Source organism: Jiangella anatolica (assembly GCF_003236295.1).
In the GTDB taxonomy this organism is placed as follows: domain Bacteria; phylum Actinomycetota; class Actinomycetes; order Jiangellales; family Jiangellaceae; genus Jiangella; species Jiangella anatolica.
In genome coordinates, this window is the sequence record NZ_POTW01000072.1 from 19,187 (window position 1) to 35,813 (window position 16,627).

The 16,627-nt window shown below is 75.0% G+C and carries 15 protein-coding genes; 8 read left to right on the forward strand and 7 right to left on the reverse strand.

Annotation, left to right across the window (positions count from 1 at the left end):
* Positions 1-43: 43 nt before the first annotated feature.
* From hpf to mtrA, 5 genes are all read right to left on the reverse strand, one after another.
* Positions 44-670, reverse strand: coding sequence for a ribosome hibernation-promoting factor, HPF/YfiA family (gene hpf, locus C1I92_RS23660; RefSeq protein WP_199521529.1), 627 nt, complete (start codon positions 668-670; stop codon positions 44-46).
* Positions 671-855: 185 nt separating this feature from the next.
* On the reverse strand, positions 856-1,872 hold the full coding sequence (locus C1I92_RS23665; RefSeq protein ID WP_111257109.1) for a ComF family protein: 1,017 nt from the start codon (positions 1,870-1,872) through the stop codon (positions 856-858).
* A 126-nt stretch (positions 1,873-1,998) separates the two neighbouring features.
* Positions 1,999-3,732, reverse strand: coding sequence for an LpqB family beta-propeller domain-containing protein (locus C1I92_RS23670; RefSeq protein ID WP_111257110.1), 1,734 nt, complete (start codon positions 3,730-3,732; stop codon positions 1,999-2,001).
* On the reverse strand, positions 3,725-5,548 hold the full coding sequence (gene mtrB / locus C1I92_RS23675; protein WP_111257111.1) for an MtrAB system histidine kinase MtrB: 1,824 nt from the start codon (positions 5,546-5,548) through the stop codon (positions 3,725-3,727). The genes C1I92_RS23670 and mtrB overlap by 8 nt, the downstream gene beginning before the upstream one ends.
* A gap of 4 nt (positions 5,549-5,552) precedes the next feature.
* Positions 5,553-6,230, reverse strand: coding sequence for an MtrAB system response regulator MtrA (gene mtrA / locus C1I92_RS23680; RefSeq protein WP_111257120.1), 678 nt, complete (start codon positions 6,228-6,230; stop codon positions 5,553-5,555).
* A gap of 106 nt (positions 6,231-6,336) precedes the next feature.
* Here mtrA and C1I92_RS23685 point away from each other — a divergent pair, with 106 nt between their 5' ends.
* The 5 genes from C1I92_RS23685 to C1I92_RS23705 are packed head-to-tail and all read left to right on the forward strand — an operon-like array spanning position 6,337 to position 11,888.
* Positions 6,337-7,737: a hypothetical protein gene (locus C1I92_RS23685; protein ID WP_111257112.1), complete on the forward strand. Its 1,401-nt coding sequence runs from the start codon at positions 6,337-6,339 to the stop codon at positions 7,735-7,737.
* Positions 7,734-8,393 carry a DUF4129 domain-containing protein gene (locus C1I92_RS23690; RefSeq protein ID WP_111257113.1) on the forward strand — a complete coding sequence of 220 codons (660 nt, stop codon included), beginning with the start codon at positions 7,734-7,736 and terminating at the stop codon, positions 8,391-8,393. The genes C1I92_RS23685 and C1I92_RS23690 overlap by 4 nt, the downstream gene beginning before the upstream one ends.
* The gene (locus C1I92_RS23695; protein WP_111257114.1) at positions 8,390-9,613 is read left to right on the forward strand and encodes a DUF4350 domain-containing protein; all 1,224 of its coding nucleotides are present in this window, start codon (positions 8,390-8,392) and stop codon (positions 9,611-9,613) included. Before C1I92_RS23690 ends, C1I92_RS23695 begins: the two co-directional genes overlap by 4 nt.
* Positions 9,610-10,593: an AAA family ATPase gene (locus C1I92_RS23700; protein ID WP_111257115.1), complete on the forward strand. Its 984-nt coding sequence runs from the start codon at positions 9,610-9,612 to the stop codon at positions 10,591-10,593. The genes C1I92_RS23695 and C1I92_RS23700 overlap by 4 nt, the downstream gene beginning before the upstream one ends.
* Positions 10,593-11,888: a DUF58 domain-containing protein gene (locus C1I92_RS23705; protein ID WP_111257116.1), complete on the forward strand. Its 1,296-nt coding sequence runs from the start codon at positions 10,593-10,595 to the stop codon at positions 11,886-11,888. Before C1I92_RS23700 ends, C1I92_RS23705 begins: the two co-directional genes overlap by 1 nt.
* Here C1I92_RS23705 and C1I92_RS23710 read toward each other — a convergent pair.
* Complete coding sequence (locus tag C1I92_RS23710; protein ID WP_111257117.1) at positions 11,885-12,886, reverse strand: stage II sporulation protein M; 1,002 nt, start codon at positions 12,884-12,886, stop codon at positions 11,885-11,887. The two genes, C1I92_RS23705 and C1I92_RS23710, sit on opposite strands and share 4 nt — an antisense overlap.
* A gap of 18 nt (positions 12,887-12,904) precedes the next feature.
* Here C1I92_RS23710 and C1I92_RS23715 point away from each other — a divergent pair, with 18 nt between their 5' ends.
* Complete coding sequence (locus C1I92_RS23715; RefSeq protein WP_199521530.1) at positions 12,905-13,825, forward strand: RDD family protein; 921 nt, start codon at positions 12,905-12,907, stop codon at positions 13,823-13,825.
* Positions 13,822-14,643, forward strand: a complete 822-nt coding sequence (locus C1I92_RS23720; RefSeq protein ID WP_111257118.1) for a GNAT family N-acetyltransferase — start codon at positions 13,822-13,824, stop codon at positions 14,641-14,643. The genes C1I92_RS23715 and C1I92_RS23720 overlap by 4 nt, the downstream gene beginning before the upstream one ends.
* Before the next feature lie 4 nt (positions 14,644-14,647).
* Here C1I92_RS23720 and ahcY read toward each other — a convergent pair whose 3' ends face one another.
* Complete coding sequence (gene ahcY, locus C1I92_RS23725) at positions 14,648-16,084, reverse strand: adenosylhomocysteinase (protein ID WP_111257119.1); 1,437 nt, start codon at positions 16,082-16,084, stop codon at positions 14,648-14,650.
* Between the two features lie 185 nt (positions 16,085-16,269).
* On the opposite strand from ahcY, the gene C1I92_RS23730 reads away from it, so the two are divergent.
* The coding region (locus tag C1I92_RS23730) for a hypothetical protein (protein WP_146605261.1) at positions 16,270-16,627 on the forward strand (358 nt) is incomplete at its 3' end.

Here is a 16,627-nt window from a genome sequence, read left to right on the forward strand (position 1 = left end):
GGCGCGCCCTCCGTGGAGAGCGCGCCGACGTGCCGTGAGGGGCTCAGACGTCGAGCCGGATGACGCCGTAGTCGTAGCCGCGGCGCCGGTAGACGACGCTGGGCATCTTGGAGTCGGCGTCGACGTAGAGGTAGAAGTCGTGGCCGACCAGCTCCATCTCGTAGAGCGCCTGGTCGAGCGTCATCGGCTCGGCCCGGTGCGTCTTCTCGCGCACGACCATGGGGCCGGTGTCGGGGACGGCGTAGGCGTCCGGCGGCTCCTCGACCACGGTGACGGCCACCGGCGCGGGGGTCGGCTGCGCCGGGATGGCGCCGCCGTCGAGCCCGGCCGTCGCGGCGGCGACGGAGATCGGCGTGCGGTTGCCGCGGTGGACGCGGCGGCGGTCGGCGGCCTTGCGCAGCCGGCCGATGAGCTTGTCGGTGGCGAGGTCGAGCGCGGCGTAGCGGTCGGCGGCGGCCGCCTCGGCCCGGATGACCGGTCCCTTGGAGTGCAGCGTCAGCTCGACCCGCTCTGAGTGGTCGGTCTGTCTGGGGTTGGCCTCGGCCGTGACTTCGACGTCCACCCGGATGACCTTGTGAGCGATCTTGTCGAGTTTGGCGAGCTTCTCCGTCACATGGTTGCGGAACCGCTCGGGTACCGTCGTGTGCCGGCCCTTGATGACAATATCCACTCGAAACCTCCCGGTCGTCGTGGGTCAGACGGTCGAGTGGCACCCGCGCGCTCAGGTGACCGGGATACGCACCCGGCCCTCCTCAAGAGGTAGAGGATCGACAATGGGTGCCATACACGAACGTTAGCCGTTCGTCGCCTCCCGTACACGTGGATCACCCCGATTTCTGCTAGCCGAGGCCGACGTCACACCATGGCGATCACCGCCACTCCGCACGGGTGCAGTCCGGCCTCGTCCAGCGCGCGGGTGGCCTCGCGGAGGGTCGCGCCGGTGGTCACGATGTCGTCGACCACGACTACGCAGGCGCCCAGAGAGCGGCGGCGCGCGGCCTGGGTGACGGCGAACGCGCCGTGCAGGTTGTGCTCGCGCTGGCGCCGGTCGAGCCCCGCTTGGTCGGCCACCCGCCGCCGGTGCCGCAACCCGGCGAGGACGGTGGCCTGCTGGCCGGATCGATGCAGGGTGGCGGCGGCCCGGCGGGCTGTGCGAAGAACCGGATCGTGGCCGCGACGACGGACGGCGGCCGGGCTGGAGGGGACGGGGATCAGGACGACCGGCCGGTCGCCGTGCGCGACGCGGAACGGGCCACCGCCGGCGACGAGGCCGGCTCGTGCGACGTGGCCGGGCCGGCCGGAGCCGGGCGGGGCGGCGAGGTCGCCGAAGCGGCCGAGGCGGCCGGAGCCGGGCGGGGCGACGAGGCCGGCTCGTGCGACGTGGCCGAGGCGGCCGGAGCCGGGCGGGGCGACGAGGTCGCCGGAGCGGCCAGGACCTCGACAACCCTCGTCGGCGACAAGGTCGCCAGAGCGGCCAGGACCGCGCCAGCCCCCGTCGGCGACAAGGTCGCCGGAGCGACCAGGACCGCGGCAACCCTCGTCGGCGGCGAGGAGGGCCGTGACGGCGATCGCCAGGGCGTCGCCGAGGGGTCTGGCCAGTGGCAGCCGGCCGCGCTCCTTGTGCTCGATGATCGCCGCCCGGACGGCGCCCGCGTAGGTCGCGGCGCCGGCCAGCGGGAGGTCCGGCCGGGCTGGGACCGTCCGGACCCGTGAGGCGGGGCCGAGCAGCGCGGCCCGGCAGCGCGGGCAGAGCGGGCCGGGTTGCTCGCCGCAGCCGGCGCAGACGCTGCCGAGCGCGAGGTCGGCGGCGGCGTGGCCGAGCCGGCCGGCGGCGCGGAGCAGCCTCGTCAGGCGAGCGGCGAAAACGATCATGGAACCAGCATGCCGCACGGGTCCGACAAGGTCGGAATGGACAAGGGCGCGGCCCCGGCGCCGATACGCCCCGCGACCGCCCGCCGTGGCGGGCTGGGCTGCGGCGTCGGGCCGCCGCCCGCGCCGTCAGCCGGGATAGGCGGGGCTGCTGGCCGGCCCGATCTCCGTCCACGCGTTGCTGGACCGCTGCACGTACAGCACCCCGTCGGATTCGAGCACGACCGGCAGGCCGGCCGCGGCACCCACCCGCACCGCGTCGCCCGCGGGCAGGCCGCCACGGGGCAGCGTCTCCTGGCCGGACAGCGCCGCGTAGTACGGCTCGGCCGTCGTCTCGCCTGCGTTCGTCTCGGTCTCCAGCAGGACGATGACCGTGTCGGCCGCGCTCCACGACGGGCTGGACGTGCTCCACGCCACGTCGTGGGCGACGTCGGCGGGGCCGATCGGCTTGAGCTGCTCGATCCGTACCGTCGCGTCGTCGTCGGAACGGATGACGTTGCCGACCATCGCCTGACCGCCGACGATCAGGGCGACCCGGACGCCGTCAGGAGAAACGGCGAGGCGCGTGACGTCGATGCCGGCGAGCTCAGGGGCGACGACGGTGGCCGGCTGGCCGTCCGCACGCGTGACGACGATGCCGTGGCCCTGGGCGTCGTGGTCGACGGCCCAGAGGAGGCCGGTGCGGTCCCAGGCCGGCGAGCTGAGGTCGCCGCCGTGGACCAGCGGCTCCAGCGTCTCGCCGTCCCGGAGCGCGGCGACGCTCAGAGTGGTGCCGTCGGCGCTGATCACGGCGCCGCGGTCGACGTCGAGGCTCACCGCCACCTCGCGTGCGCCGGCCTGCTCGCCCAGCGGCCCGGGCACCGGGGACAGCTCGCCGTCGGTGACGGAGACGACGCCGCTCTCGCCGATCGCGTAGAGCGGCGTGCCGGCGGCCAACACGCCGGGGTCGTACGAGCTCAGCGGCGGGTCGTTGGGCGAGAGCGGGTCGCCCTGGATCAGCGGCAGGTTCGACGCCAGCACCTCGACCCGCTCGACCTCGGGCAGCACGCCGAGCGTCCAGGCCAGCTGGGCGACCATGCGCTCGCGGTCCTCGGTGTCGGCCAGTGCGGCATCGGGGCTGAGCGCGACGGTGGCCACGCCGTTGTCGACGGGGACGGCGTCCAGGGCGAGCTCCGCGTCGGGCCGGAACGCCGTCGCGACGGCCGGGGCCAGCCACTCCGACGGGCCGCTGAGCACCTTGCGGGCCAGCAGCGTCGCCGTCGCGTCGTTCGCGGTGCGCGGCAGATAGACGACGTCGGGGACGAGCACCTCGAAGCCGGGGTCGAAGAAGTAGACGTTGCGGGCCTGGTACTCGCGGTCGAAGCTGAAGTCGGAGATCTGAATGCCCGGCGCCGGGTTCGCGATGCGCCACTCGCCGTCGACCTGCTCCAGCTGCAGGTCGAACGTGCGCGACTCGGCCTCACGGAATTCGGTGAACGCGCCGTCGGCGCCGACCTCGCCGTGCACCGTCGTGCGCACCTGGACGGTGCTCGGGTTGATCGCCTCGGCCGCTGGCCGCGCCTCGTAGAACACCGTGACCTTGGCCGACGGGTCCCACTCGGCGGCCGCCTCCTCGGTGAGGTACTCCCGAGCGGTCTCGTATCCGGGCTGGTAGGAGGCCATCGCGTCGATGAACCCGTCGACGATCTGCACCGGCGTCATGCCGGGTCGCGGCGGCGCCTCGATCACCTCGACGTAGCGGCTCTGGTCGTCGGGCTTCGCCCCACCGGCGTCGAGGACCGGGCCGGACGTCGGGATCTCGCTGCAGCCGGCGACGACGGCGGCGGCCAGCACCGCGACGACGAGCAGGGCACGGCTACGCATGCCGGCCCACCTCCTCGGCCGACGGCGGGGCGGCGGGCGCGGCAGGTGCCGGCGCAGCGGACGCGGGCGCGGCTGACGCGACCGGGGACGACGGCCCGCCGGCGTCCGCGCCGCCCGGCGCGATCCGCCGGTACGGCGCCCCGATGGCGCTGGCCTCGGCCAGCGCGCCGTCGCCGACGTCGTCGGGGACCAGCGCCAGCGGCGACGAGCGCAGGTCGTCGCCGGCCAGCCGCGGCAGCGTGAGCCGGAACTGCGACCCCTCGCCCGGCTCGCCCCACGCCTGCAGCCAGCCGCCGTGCAGCCGGGCGTCCTCCAGTGCGATCGACAGCCCCAGGCCGGTCCCGCCGGTGGTCCGCGCACGGGCCGGGTCGGCCCGCCAGAACCGGTGGAAGACCAGCGACGACTCCCCCGGCTTGAGACCGACGCCGTGGTCGCGGACGGTGATCGCGACGGCATGGTCGTCGGCGGCGACGGTGACGCGGACGTCGTGCCCTTCGCCGTGCTCGACCGCGTTGACGACGAGGTTGCGCACGATCCGCTCGATCCGCCGCGCGTCGACCTCGGCCATCGCCGGCTCGACCGGGACGTCGACGACCAGCTCGCTGCCCTTCTCGACGGCCAGCGGCGTCGCGGTGTCGACGACCTTGTGCACGATGTCGCGGACGTCGTACCGCTCGGCGCTGAGCGCGGCGGCGCCGGCGTCGAACCGGCTGATCTCCAGCAGGTCGGTGAGCAGCGCCTCGAACCGGTCCAGCTGGGCCTGCAGCAGCTCGACGGAGCGCTCGGTGACGGGGTCGAACTGGCCGCGCGACTCGTACAGCACGTCGGCGGCCATCCGGACCGTCGTCAGCGGCGTGCGCAGCTCGTGCGACACGTCGGAGACGAACTGCTGCTGCATCCGGGACAGGTCCTCCAGCTGGCCGATCTGGTGCTGCAGGCTGGCCGCCATCTGGTTGAAGCTCATCGCCAGCCGGGCGAGGTCGTCGCGGCCACGGACGGCCATCCGCTCGGCCAGCTTGCCGGCGGAGAACCGCTCCGCGATCCGGGCCGCCAGGCGCACCGGCGTGACGACCTGCCGCGCGACCAGCCAGGCCAGCGCGCACAGCAGCACGATCAGCAGCACGCCGGCCGTCGCCAGCGCCGTCAGCACGAGGTCGACGGTCTGCTGCTGCTCGGTCAGCGGGAACAGGTAGTACAGCTCGTAGTCGCCGCCGTAGGGGTCGACGATCTGCCCGCCGACCGCGAGCCCCGGCACCTCGCGGCCGTCGAGGTAGTGGATGGAGGTGTACGTGCGGAAGATCCGCTCCTCGGTGGTGACCCGCTCGCGCAGCGCCTCCGGCACGCTGGCCGAGCTGGCGCCGGAGCGGTAGGTGCGGCTGCCCTCGTCGCCGAACACGACGATCTCGTAGAGCGGGTCGCTCGCGGCGGACGTGTTGCCGCTGGCGGCCAGCGACTCGACGATGCGGGTCAGCGTCTGCCGCAGCTCGTCCGGCGGATCGGTGGAGACGGCGAGCGTGCGCTGCGCGCTGTCGACACCGGCGGCGGCGTCGGCGACGGCCGCGTCGGCGTGCGCCCGCAGCAGCCCGTCGGTGATCTGCCGCGACAGCGTCACACCCAGCAGCGACACGACGACGACCGACAGCGCGAGCGTCGCGGTGATGACACGGAGCTGGATGGAGCGCCGCCAGGCCCCCCGGACCAGCCGCCACGGCCGCGCCGACCACTGCGCCAGGCGCGGCAGGAACCGCGACAACGCGTCGGCGCCCGCGCCCGCCGCTGCCGCTCCCGCGCTGTCGCCGCCGACGGGACCGATCATCGGATCACCCAGGGCCGGCCTTGTACCCCACACCACGGACGGTCACGACGATCTCGGGTCGTTCGGGGTCGTGCTCGATCTTGGACCGCAGCCGCTGGACGTGGACGTTCACCAGCCGGGTGTCGGTGGCGTGGCGGTAGCCCCACACCTTCTCCAGCAGCTCCTCGCGGGTGAACACCTGCCACGGCCGGCGGGCCAGGCAGGCGAGCAGGTCGAACTCCAGCGGTGTCAGCGAGATGGGCTGGCCGTCGCGCTTGACCGAGTGGCCGGCCACGTCGATGACGACGTCACCGACCTGCAGCGTCTCGGGCTTGGGGTCGTCGGTGCGGCGCAGCCGGGCGCGCACGCGCGCGACCAGCTCCTTGGGCTTGAACGGCTTGACGACGTAGTCGTCGGCCCCGGACTCCAGGCCGACCACGACGTCGACGGTGTCGCTCTTGGCGGTGAGCATGACGATCGGCACGCCGGACTCGGCGCGGATCTCCTTGCACACGTCGATGCCGTCGCGTCCGGGCAGCATCAGGTCGAGCAGTACGAGGTCGGGCTTGAACTCACGGAACGCCGGCAGCACGTCGTCGCCGCGGGTGATGATGGCGTGCTCGTAACCCTCCCCGCGCAGCACGATTCCAAGCATCTCCGCCAACGCGGTGTCGTCGTCGACGATGAGCACACGTCCCTTCATGTCCATATCGTGACACCGAAGAGGCCTCAGAGTGAAAAAGTCGCTCACCAGCGCGCCTTCGGGTCGTGACAGGATTGACGTGAGACGGCAGGAAGAAGGGAGCCCGATGTCCGGGATCGCGGGGGCACCTCCGCCGGACGACGCAGCACGCGACGACGCTGCGCCCGACACCGGCGAGGACCGGGGCGTACCGGCGCCGCCACCGTATCCGGGCTGGTCACCGCAGCAACCGGGCGGGCCGTCGGGCGAACGGGCCGGCGGCTGGGAGCCGCCGCGGCCGCAGCAGGGCTGGCAGCAGCCGTCGGCCGGCCACCCCGGCGGCTGGGACCGGCCCGCGGGCCCCACCTACAGCGGACCGGCCGGGCCCGGCACGCCGGACGGCCAGCCGGGCCAGGGCGGCGGCTGGGGCGGCCAGCAGTACGGACAGCCCCGCTACGGCCAGCCCGGCTACGGGCAGCAGCCCGGCCAGCAGGGTCAGGGCTACGGCGCCTGGTCCGCCGGCGCCGGCCCGGCCTGGCGGGCGCCGGACGTCAAGCCCGGCGTGATCCCGCTGCGCCCGCTCGGCGTCACCGAGATCCTCGACGGCGCCGTCACCACGATCCGCCGCAACCTCGCCGCCATGCTCGGCCTGTCCGCCGTCGTCGCCGCGGTGACGCAGATCCTCTCCGCGGCCGCGCTGGCCTGGGTCTTCGGCGACACGATCACCGAGCCCGACCTCGGCCTGACGAACGCCGAGGCGATCGACACGCTGGCCCGCGGCATCCCGGCCGCGGTGATCGGCTGGCTGGTCACCGTCGTCGCGACGGTGTTCCTGACCGGCGTGCTGACCGTCGTCGTCGGGCAGGCGGTGCTGGGCCGCGACCTCTCCATCGGGCAGGCCTGGCGCGAGTCCAAGGGCCGGCTGCCGCGGCTGCTCGGCCTGACGTTCGTCTACACCCTGATCTACTTCGCCCCCGCGCTCGTGGTGCTGCTGCTCGCGGTCGGCCTGGCCGCGATCGGCGGAACGGCGGCGGGCGTCCTCATGGTGCTGCTCGTGGTGGCGGCGATCCCGGTGACGATCTGGCTGTACGTGCGCTACGCCCTGTCGACGCCGGCGCTGATGCTGGAGACCACGTCCGCCGACGGCGTGTCGCGGCCGATCCGGATCTTCGAGTCGCTGCGCCGTTCCGCGGCGCTGGTGCGGACGTCGTGGTGGCGGGTGTTCGCGATCCTGCTGCTGATCGTGATCATCACGTTCCTCATCGGGCAGGTCGTCGCCGTGCCGTTCGGCGTCCCGTCGATGCTGGGCACCGACGCCGGCGACGACCCCGTCACGTGGTACGTGCTGAACACGCTGGCCGGGATGATCTCGGCGACGATCACGGCGCCGTTCGCCGCCGCGGCCACCGCCCTGCTGTACATCGACCGGCGCATCCGGCGTGAGGGCCTGGACCTGGAGCTGGCCCGCGCGGCCGGCGTCGACCTGCACGGACGCGGCGGCGCCGGCACGCCACCGGGTCCGTCGTGATCGCCGCGTCGGTACCTGGAGACCTCGATCGCGACGAGGCCCGCGAGCTGGCCCGGGAGGAGCTCTCGAACCCGGCCTACGAGCGCGGCCGGCCGATCCTCTCCCGGGTGCTGGAGTGGATCTTCGACCAGATCGAACGGATCCTCGACGCCGCGACCGGGTCGCTGTCCAGCCAGCTCGGGCTGGCCGTCGTCGTGCTCATCGCGGTCGGGTTCGCCGCGTTCGTCATCCTGCGGGCCGGGCCGCTGGCGCGTCACGCGAGCGAGCGCGCCGGCGCCGTCCTGCCCGACCGCCCCCGCAGCGCGGCGGAGTACCGGGCCGCGGCCGACGCCGCCGCCGCGCGCGGCGACTGGACCACCGCCGTCGTCGAACGGTTCCGCGCCGTCGTCGCCGGGCTGGAGGAGCGCGGCGTCCTGGACCCGCGGCCCGGCCGCACGGCGGACGAGGCGGCCGCCGAGGCCACCGCCGCCCTCGGCACGGACGGCGGCGGCCTGCGGGCCGGCGCCCGGCTGTTCGACGGGGTCCGCTACGGCGGCGTGGCGGCCACGGCCGACGACGACCGGCGGCTGCGCGCGCTGGACGACGCCGTCGCCGCCGCCCGGCCGCGGGCCGATCGCCCGGCGGACGCCGGCCCCGTCCTGGCCGCTCCCCGATGAGCACCGCCACCCTGCCGGAGTCCCGGTCGCTCGATCCCACCGGCGCCGACCAGTGGCGGCGCTGGCGCCGGCCGCTGGCCACCGTCGTGTTGCTGCTGCTGGTGGCCATCGTCCTGGGGATCGTGCAGAGCAGCGCCGGCCGCGGCTACCTGAACCCCGAGGGTGTCGACAACGCCGGCGCGCGGGCGCTGTCGCGGCTGCTGGCCGGCCAGGGGGTGGAGATCACGCCGGTGCGGACGACCGCCGACGCCGTCGCGGCCGCCGGCCCGGACGACACCGTCCTGGTGACGGTGCCGGACCTGCTGACGCCGGGCCAGATCGACCGGCTCGTCGACACCGGCGCGCGACTGGTGCTGGTGGCGGCGGACGTGCGGGTGCCCGACTACGCGCCCGGGCTGTCCGCCGTACTCGTCGACGACCCGGGCTCGACCGAGCCGGACTGCGCGCTGCCGGCGGCGCAGCGGGCCGGGTCGGCCCGGCTGGGCGGGCTCGGTTACACCGGCGACCTCAGCCGGTCCGCGGGCGCCGCCTGCTACCCCGTCGACGGCGAGCCGTCGCTGGCGGTGACGGCGACGGAGAGCGGCAACGAAGTGGTGCTGCTCGGCGCCGCCGACCCGCTGACCAACGAGCATCTCGACGACGACGGCAACGCCGCGCTGGCGCTCGGGCTGCTCGGCCAGACCGAGCGGCTGGTCTGGTACCGGCCGGTTCCGGAGGCCGCCGAGGCGAGCGACGGCGGCGGCGACGACCAGCCCGGCGCGTTCACCGACCAGCTGCCCGGCTGGGTCCGCGCTGCCGTCTGGCAGCTGGCGATCGCAGTGGCGCTGGCGGCGATCTGGCGCGCCCGGCGGCTGGGCCGGCTGGTCACCGAGCCGCTGCCGGTCGTCGTCCGGGCCAGCGAGACGACCGAGGGCCGGGCACGGCTGTACCGGCGCGGGCGGTCCCGCGAGCACGCCGCGATGCTGCTGCGCACGGCCGCGATCCGGCGGCTGGCCGCGACCATGCGGCTGCCGGGCGAGAGTGGGCCGGGCGCCGTCGACGCCCTGGTCACGACGCTCGCCGCCCGCACCGGCCGGCCGGCGGCGGAGATCGCCGCGCTGCTGACCGGCCCGCCACCGGCCGACGACACCGCGCTGGTGCGGCTGGCCGACGACATCGACGCCCTGGAGAATGCCGGTACCGGCAGCTCGCCCACCGGAAAGGATCCCCGTCCATCGTGACGTTCTCGGCACAGTCCCCCGCACCCACCTCCGACACCGCGCGCGCGGCGCTCGCCAGCGTCCGCGAAGAGGTCGCCAAGGCCGTCGTCGGGCAGGACGCCGTGGTGTCCGGCCTGGTCATCGGGCTGCTCTGCCGCGGCCACGTGCTGCTGGAAGGGGTGCCCGGCGTCGCGAAGACGCTGCTGGTCCGGGCGCTCGCGGCGACGCTCCAGGTCGAGACGAAGCGGGTGCAGTTCACGCCGGACCTGATGCCCGGCGACATCACCGGCTCACGGATCTACGACACGCGGACGGCGGAGTTCTCCTTCGTCGAGGGCCCGGTCTTCACCAACCTGCTGCTCGCCGACGAGATCAACCGCACGCCGCCGAAGACGCAGGCCGCGCTGCTGGAGGCGATGGAGGAGCGGCAGGTCTCCGTCGACGGCGAGCCGCGCGCGCTGCCCGACCCGTTCCTCGTCGCCGCCACACAGAACCCGGTCGAGTACGAGGGCACCTACCCGCTGCCTGAGGCGCAGCTGGACCGGTTCCTGCTCAAGCTCACCGTCACGGTCGCCGAGCGCGACGACGAGATCGCGGTGCTGCGCCGGCACGCCGACGGATTCGACCCGCGCGACCTGGTGGCCGCGGGGGTCAAGGCGGTCGCGACGCCGGCCGATCTGGCGGCGGCCCGGGACGCGGTCGCTGCGGTCCGGGTGGAGCCGGACGTGCTCGGCTACATCGTCGACGTCTGCCGGGCCACGCGGCTGTCGCCGTCGGTGCTGCTGGGCGTCTCGCCGCGGGGCGCGACGGCGCTGCTCAAGACGGCGCGCGCCTGGGCCTGGCTGTCCGGGCGCGGGTTCGTCACGCCCGACGACGTCAAGGCGCTGGCCCGGCCGACGCTGCGGCACCGGCTGACGCTGCGGCCGGAGGCGGAGATGGAGAGCGTCACCGCCGACTCCGTGCTGGAGACGGTGCTGGCCACGGTTCCCGTGCCGCGCTGATGGTGATCACCGGGCGCGTCGCGGCGCTGGCGGCGATCGGCGCTGTGGTCGTCGCGGCCGCCGTGCCGTCGTGGGCCGGCGTGCTGGCCGTGACGGCGGTCGTGCTGGCGCTCGCGCTGGCCGACGTCGCGCTGGCCGGGTCGCCGCGGGCGCTGCGGCTCTCGCGGTCCGGCGACCGGACGGCGCGGCTGGGCACGTCGGCGGTGGTGCGGCTGAGCGTGCACAACGCCGGCGCGCGCCGGGTCCGCGGCGTGCTGCGCGACGCGTGGCCACCGTCCGCCGGCGCCGTCGCCGACCGGGTCGCCGTCGACGTCCCGTCCGGTGAGCGGCGGCTGGTCGAGACCGAGTTGCGGCCCACGCGGCGCGGCGACCGGGCCGCGGACCGGGTGACGGTGCGCAGCATCGGCCCGCTCGGGCTGGCCGGGCGGCAGGGCTCGCACGCCGTCCCGTGGACGGTGCGGGTGCTGCCGCCGTTCCACGCCCGCCGGCACCTGCCGTCGCGGCTGGCCCGGCTGCGCGAGCTGGACGGCCGGGCCGCGGTGCGGGTGCGCGGGCAGGGGACGGAGTTCGACTCGCTGCGCGAGTACGTCCGCGGCGACGACGTCCGCTCCATCGACTGGCGCGCGACCGCCCGGCACGGCGGCGTCGTCGTGCGGACATGGCGGCCGGAGCGGGACCGGCACGTGCTGATCGTCCTCGACACCGGCCGGACGTCGGCGGGCCGGGTGGGCGACGAGCCCCGGCTGGACGCCGCGATCGACACCGCGCTGCTGCTCGGCGCGCTGGCCGCCCGGGCCGGCGACCGGGTCGACCTGCTCGCGTTCGACCGCCAGGTGCGCGCCGACGTCGCCCGGCTGGACGCGACCGACGTGCTGCGCCGGATGGTGGGCGCGCTGGCGGTGCTGGAGCCGGAGCTGCTGGAGACCGACTACCGGCAGCTCGTCGCGGAGGTCGCGGCCCGGGCCCGGCAGCACGCGCTGGTGGTGATCGTGACCGGGCTGGACTCCAGCGCCGTGGAGCTGGGGCTGCTGCCGGTGATCGGGCGGCTGACCACGCGGCACACGGTGCTGGTGGCGTCGGTGGCCGATCCGCGGCTGGCGTCGCTGGCGGCCGGCCGGGGCGACTCCGACGCCGTCTACGCCGCGGCCGCCGCCGAGCACGACCGGCTGGCCCGGGCCCAGGTGGCGGAGCTGCTCACCCGCCGCGGCGCCCACGTCGTCGACCGTCCGCCCGCCGACCTCCCACCCGCCGTCGCCGACACCTACCTCGAGCTCAAGGCGACCGGGCGCCTCTAACCCGCCACCGGGAGCGTGTCGGCGCGGTCGGGGCGGGCGATGTCGCCGACCTCGCCGGCGAGGACGGCGCGGCGGCCGTAGACCCAGACGTAGGCGAGGAACAGCGCCTCCGCGAGCACCCCGATGCCGATGCGGGCCCACGTCGGCAGCCCCGACGGGGTCACGAACGCCTCGATGACGCCGGACACGAGCAGCACGCCGGCCAGCCCGAGCGCCATGCCGATCGTCGCCCGGCCGGTCTCGGCCAGCGCCTCGGCCCGGCTGCGCTGACCCGGGTCGACGACCGTCCAGCCCAGCCGCAACCCGGCGCCGGCCGCGACGAACACCGCCGTCAGCTCCAGCAGCCCGTGCGGCGTGATCAGCCCGAAGAACACGTCCAGCCGGCCGGCGGACGCCATCAGGCCGGCCGACGCGGCGACGTTGACTGCGTTCATCCAGAGCAGGTAGACGACCGGGAGGCCGAGGAACACGCCCAGCGCCAGGCAGGCCGCCGCCACCCAGGCGTTGTTCACCCACACGCGCGCGGCGAACGAGCCGGCCGGGTTCTCCGAGTAGTAGTCCTCGAAGTCGTGCTCGACCAGCTGCCGGATCTCCTCCGGCGCGCCGATCGACGCCTGCACGCTCGGGTTCGCGGCCACCCACCACGCGACCGCGACGGAGACGACGGCGAACGCGAGCATCACGCCGAGCCACCAGCGCCGGTTCAGGTAGACCGCCGCGGGGAAGCCGACGGTGAGGAAGCGGACGACGTCGCGCCAGCCGGAGTCCTGAGCGCCGGCGATCGCCGTCCGGGCCCGGGCCACCAGCGCGGACAGCCGGCCCAGCAGCACCGGGTCGGGCGCGGCCGAGCGCAGCGTCGACAGGTGGGTGGACGCGGCCCGGTACAGCCCGACCAGCTCGTCGGCCTCGGGCCCGCTCAGCCGGCCGCGGCGGCCGACGAGCTGCTCCAGCCGGTCCCACTCCGCGCGGTGGGCGGCGACGAACGCGTCCAGGTCCACCTGAGGCAGACTAGCCGGGTGAGCGACCTGGTGACCGGGGAGGCCGTGCCTCTCGAGCTGCGGCTGGCGAAGCTGCCGTCCCGGGCGCTCGCGGTGGTGCTCGACCTGCTGATCCTCGGGGCCCTGTGGTTCCTCATGTTGCTGCTGCTGAGCCTGATCGTGCCGGGGGTCGACGGCGCGCTGGCCGCCGCGCTGGCCATCGCCGGGACGGTGTTCGTGCTGGTCGTGGTGCCGACGACGGTCGAGACGCTGACGCGCGGCAAGTCCGTCGGCAAGGCGGCCGCGGGGCTGCGGGTGGTCCGCGACGACGGCGGGCCGATCCGGTTCCGGCACGCCCTGGTCCGCGCGCTGGCCGGGGTGTTCGCCGACTTCGTGCTGACGTTCGGCGTCGGCGCCGTCGTCTGCTCGCTGCTGAACTCGCGCGGCAAGCGGATCGGCGACCTGCTGGCCGGCACCGTCGTGGTCCGGGAGCGGATCCCGTCGACGTCGGCGCCGATGCCCGTCATGGACCCGCGGCTGGCCGAGTGGGCCGCCGCGCTGGAGCTGTCGCTACTGCCGGACCGGCTCGCGATGGCGGCCCGGTCGCTGCTGGCCCGGGCGCCGCAGCTGGCGCCGGAGATCCGCACCCGGCTCGCGGTCGAACTGGCGAACGAGGTGTCGGCGGTGGTCAGTCCGCCGCCCCCGCCCGGCCTGCCACCGTGGGACTACCTCGCCGCCGTGCTGGCCGAACGCCGGCGCCGCGACGCGCTGCGCTACGCGGGACCGGCGCCGACGGGGCCGTCACCGGGCGGGCTGTACCAGCCGCCGGGCGGGCCATACCAGTTGCCAGGCGGGACTCCGCCGGCGGGGCCGCCGCCGGCCGGGCCGTCGCCGTGGCAACCGCCTGCCCCGCCGCCGAACCCGTCGCGCACCGACGGCGGGTTCGCGCCGCCCTCGTGAGCGGCGGCTACCGCCGGTCCGACGGCGATCCGGCCGCGCTGCGCGAGCTGGCCGGGCGGCTGTGGAGCTGGTCCAGCCGCTGGCATCCGGGCGAGCTGACCTGGCTGTGCGCCGAGCACCCAGACGCGCGGCTGGCGCACTGGCGCCACGCCGGCCGGGTCGTCGCGTGGGCGTGGGCCCGTGGGACCCGGCTGGACCTGCAGCTCGACCCCGCGCACAGGGGACTGCTCGACGAGCTGCTGGCGTGGTCCGGCGCCGGCACGGTCCGGGTGCTGGACGCGGAGACGTGGCTGGTGGACGAGTTGCTCGCGCGCGGCCTCCAGCGGCGCGACGACGGGCCGTTCTTCGTCCACCTGCGCCGCCCGCTCGACGACCTGCCGCCGGCCACCCCGCTGCCCGCCGGGTACGCGCTGCGACCGGCCGACGCGGCCGCGCGGGCCGCCGTCCACTCCGCCGCGTTCTCCACGACGATGTCCGAGGCCGCGTACCGCGAAGTCATGCGGGGGCCGGCGTACCGGGCGGAGCTGGACGCGCTGATCGTCGGACCCGACGGCAGCCCGGCCGCCGCCGCGCTGGCCTGGCTGGACGGGCGCAGCGGCGTGGCCGTGCTGGAGCCGGTCGGCGTCCACCCGGAGCACCGTCGCCGCGGGCTGGCCACGGCGGCGGCGCTGGCGGTGCTGCGGGCCGCCCGCGAACTCGGGGCGCGGGACGCCAGGGTGTGCGCCCGCGGCGACGACGGCTACCCGGCGCCGCGGGCGGCGTACGAGGCGCTCGGCTTCCGGGCCTACGCCCGCAACCTGCGCCTCGTCCGCCCCTGACGGATCAGTACCGGTAGTGCTCGCTCTTGTACGGGCCCTCGACCGGGATGCCCAGGTAGGAGGCCTGCGACGGGGTCAGCTCGGTGAGCTTGACGCCCAGCGCGTCCAGGTGCAGCCGGGCCACCTTCTCGTCCAGGTGCTTGGGCAGCGTGTAGACGCCCAGCGGGTAGTCGGTGGTCTTCGCGAACAGCTCGATCTGCGCCAGCACCTGGTTGGTGAACGAGTTCGACATGACGAACGACGGGTGCCCGGTGGCGTTGCCGAGGTTCAGCAGCCGGCCCTCGGAGAGCACGATGACGGTGTGCCCGTCGGGGAACGTCCACTCGTGCACCTGCGGCTTGATCTCGGTGCGCACGATGCCCTCGACGGCGGCCAGCCCGGCCATGTCGATCTCGTTGTCGAAGTGGCCGATGTTGCCGACGATGGCCTGGTGCTTGGCCCGGGCCAGGTGGTCGACGGTGATGACGTCCTTGTTGCCGGTGGCGCTGACGACGATGTCGGCCCGCTCGATGGCGTCGTCGAGCGTCGTCACCTCGTAGCCGTCCATGGCCGCCTGCAGCGCGCAGATCGGGTCGATCTCGGTGACGACGACGCGGGCGCCCTGGCCGCGCAGCGACTCCGCGCAGCCCTTGCCGACGTCGCCGTAGCCGCAGACCACGGCCACCTTGCCGCCGATGAGCACGTCAGTGGCCCGGTTGATGCCGTCGATCAGCGAGTGCCGGCAGCCGTACTTGTTGTCGAACTTGCTCTTGGTGACCGAGTCGTTGACGTTGATGCCGGGGAACAGCAGGGCGCCGTCGCGCATCATCTCGTAGAGCCGGTGCACGCCGGTGGTGGTCTCTTCGGTGACACCGCGGATCTCCTGCGCCATCGCCGTCCACCGGGTCTGGCTCTCGGCGAGCGACCGCTTCAGCAGGCCGAGGACGACGCGCCACTCCTCCGGGTCGTCGGCGGCGGGCTCGGGCACGACGCCGGCCTTCTCGTACTCGACGCCCTTGTGCACCAGCAGCGTGGCGTCGCCGCCGTCGTCGAGGATCATGTTCGGACCGGGGGCGTCCGGCCAGGCCAGCGCCTGCTCGGTGCACCACCAGTACTCCTCCAGCGTCTCGCCCTTCCAGGCGAACACCGGCACCCCGGCCGGCGCGTCGACGGTGCCCTCGGGCCCGACGGCGATCGCGGCGGCCGCGTGGTCCTGGGTGGAGAAGATGTTGCAGGACGCCCAACGGACGTCGGCGCCGAGCGCGGTGAGCGTCTCGATCAGCACGGCGGTCTGGACGGTCATGTGCAGCGAGCCGGTGATGCGGGCGCCGGTGAGCGGCTTGCTGTCGCCGTACTCGGCGCGCATGGCCATGAGGCCGGGCATCTCGTGCTCGGCGAGGCGGATCTCGCGGCGGCCGAACTCGGCGAGCGAGAGGTCGGCGACCTTGAAGTCCTGGGACATGGGGTTCCTCTCAGCGGGTGGTGGTCTGGGGCCGGACGTGGGCACGGCGAGGCGGCCCGAGGGTCCGGCCCGGCGCGACCCATCTGGGTCCGCGGCATCACCTGCGCCGGCGTGATTCTCCCGCGAGTCTACGCTACGGCGGTTATCGTGGAGCCGATGGATCGGCACGATGCAGGGCGGCGTCGTTGACGACCTCCGCCGACGGCACCGACGGCGTGCGGCACGCCGCCGAGACGCTGCGCGCCGCCCGCGACGAGCTGCCCGCCGCCGCCGACCAGGTCGACGCGACCATCAGCGACCGGATCAGGGACGTGAGCGACGCCGTCGAACGCGCCACCAAGGGCATCCCCGCCGACCTGCGCGGCGAACTGTTGGCCACCGCTCACGACGTCCGGCTGCACGGCACCCGCATGACCGCCGCCCGCGAGGACGCCTTCGCCGCCGCCTCCCACGTCCTCGCCGAGTACGCCGGCGAGATCGAGGCCCTGCTGCGGGCCGCCGACGACGGTGCCGAGTCGCCGGCGCTTTCCGTCACGCCGCCAC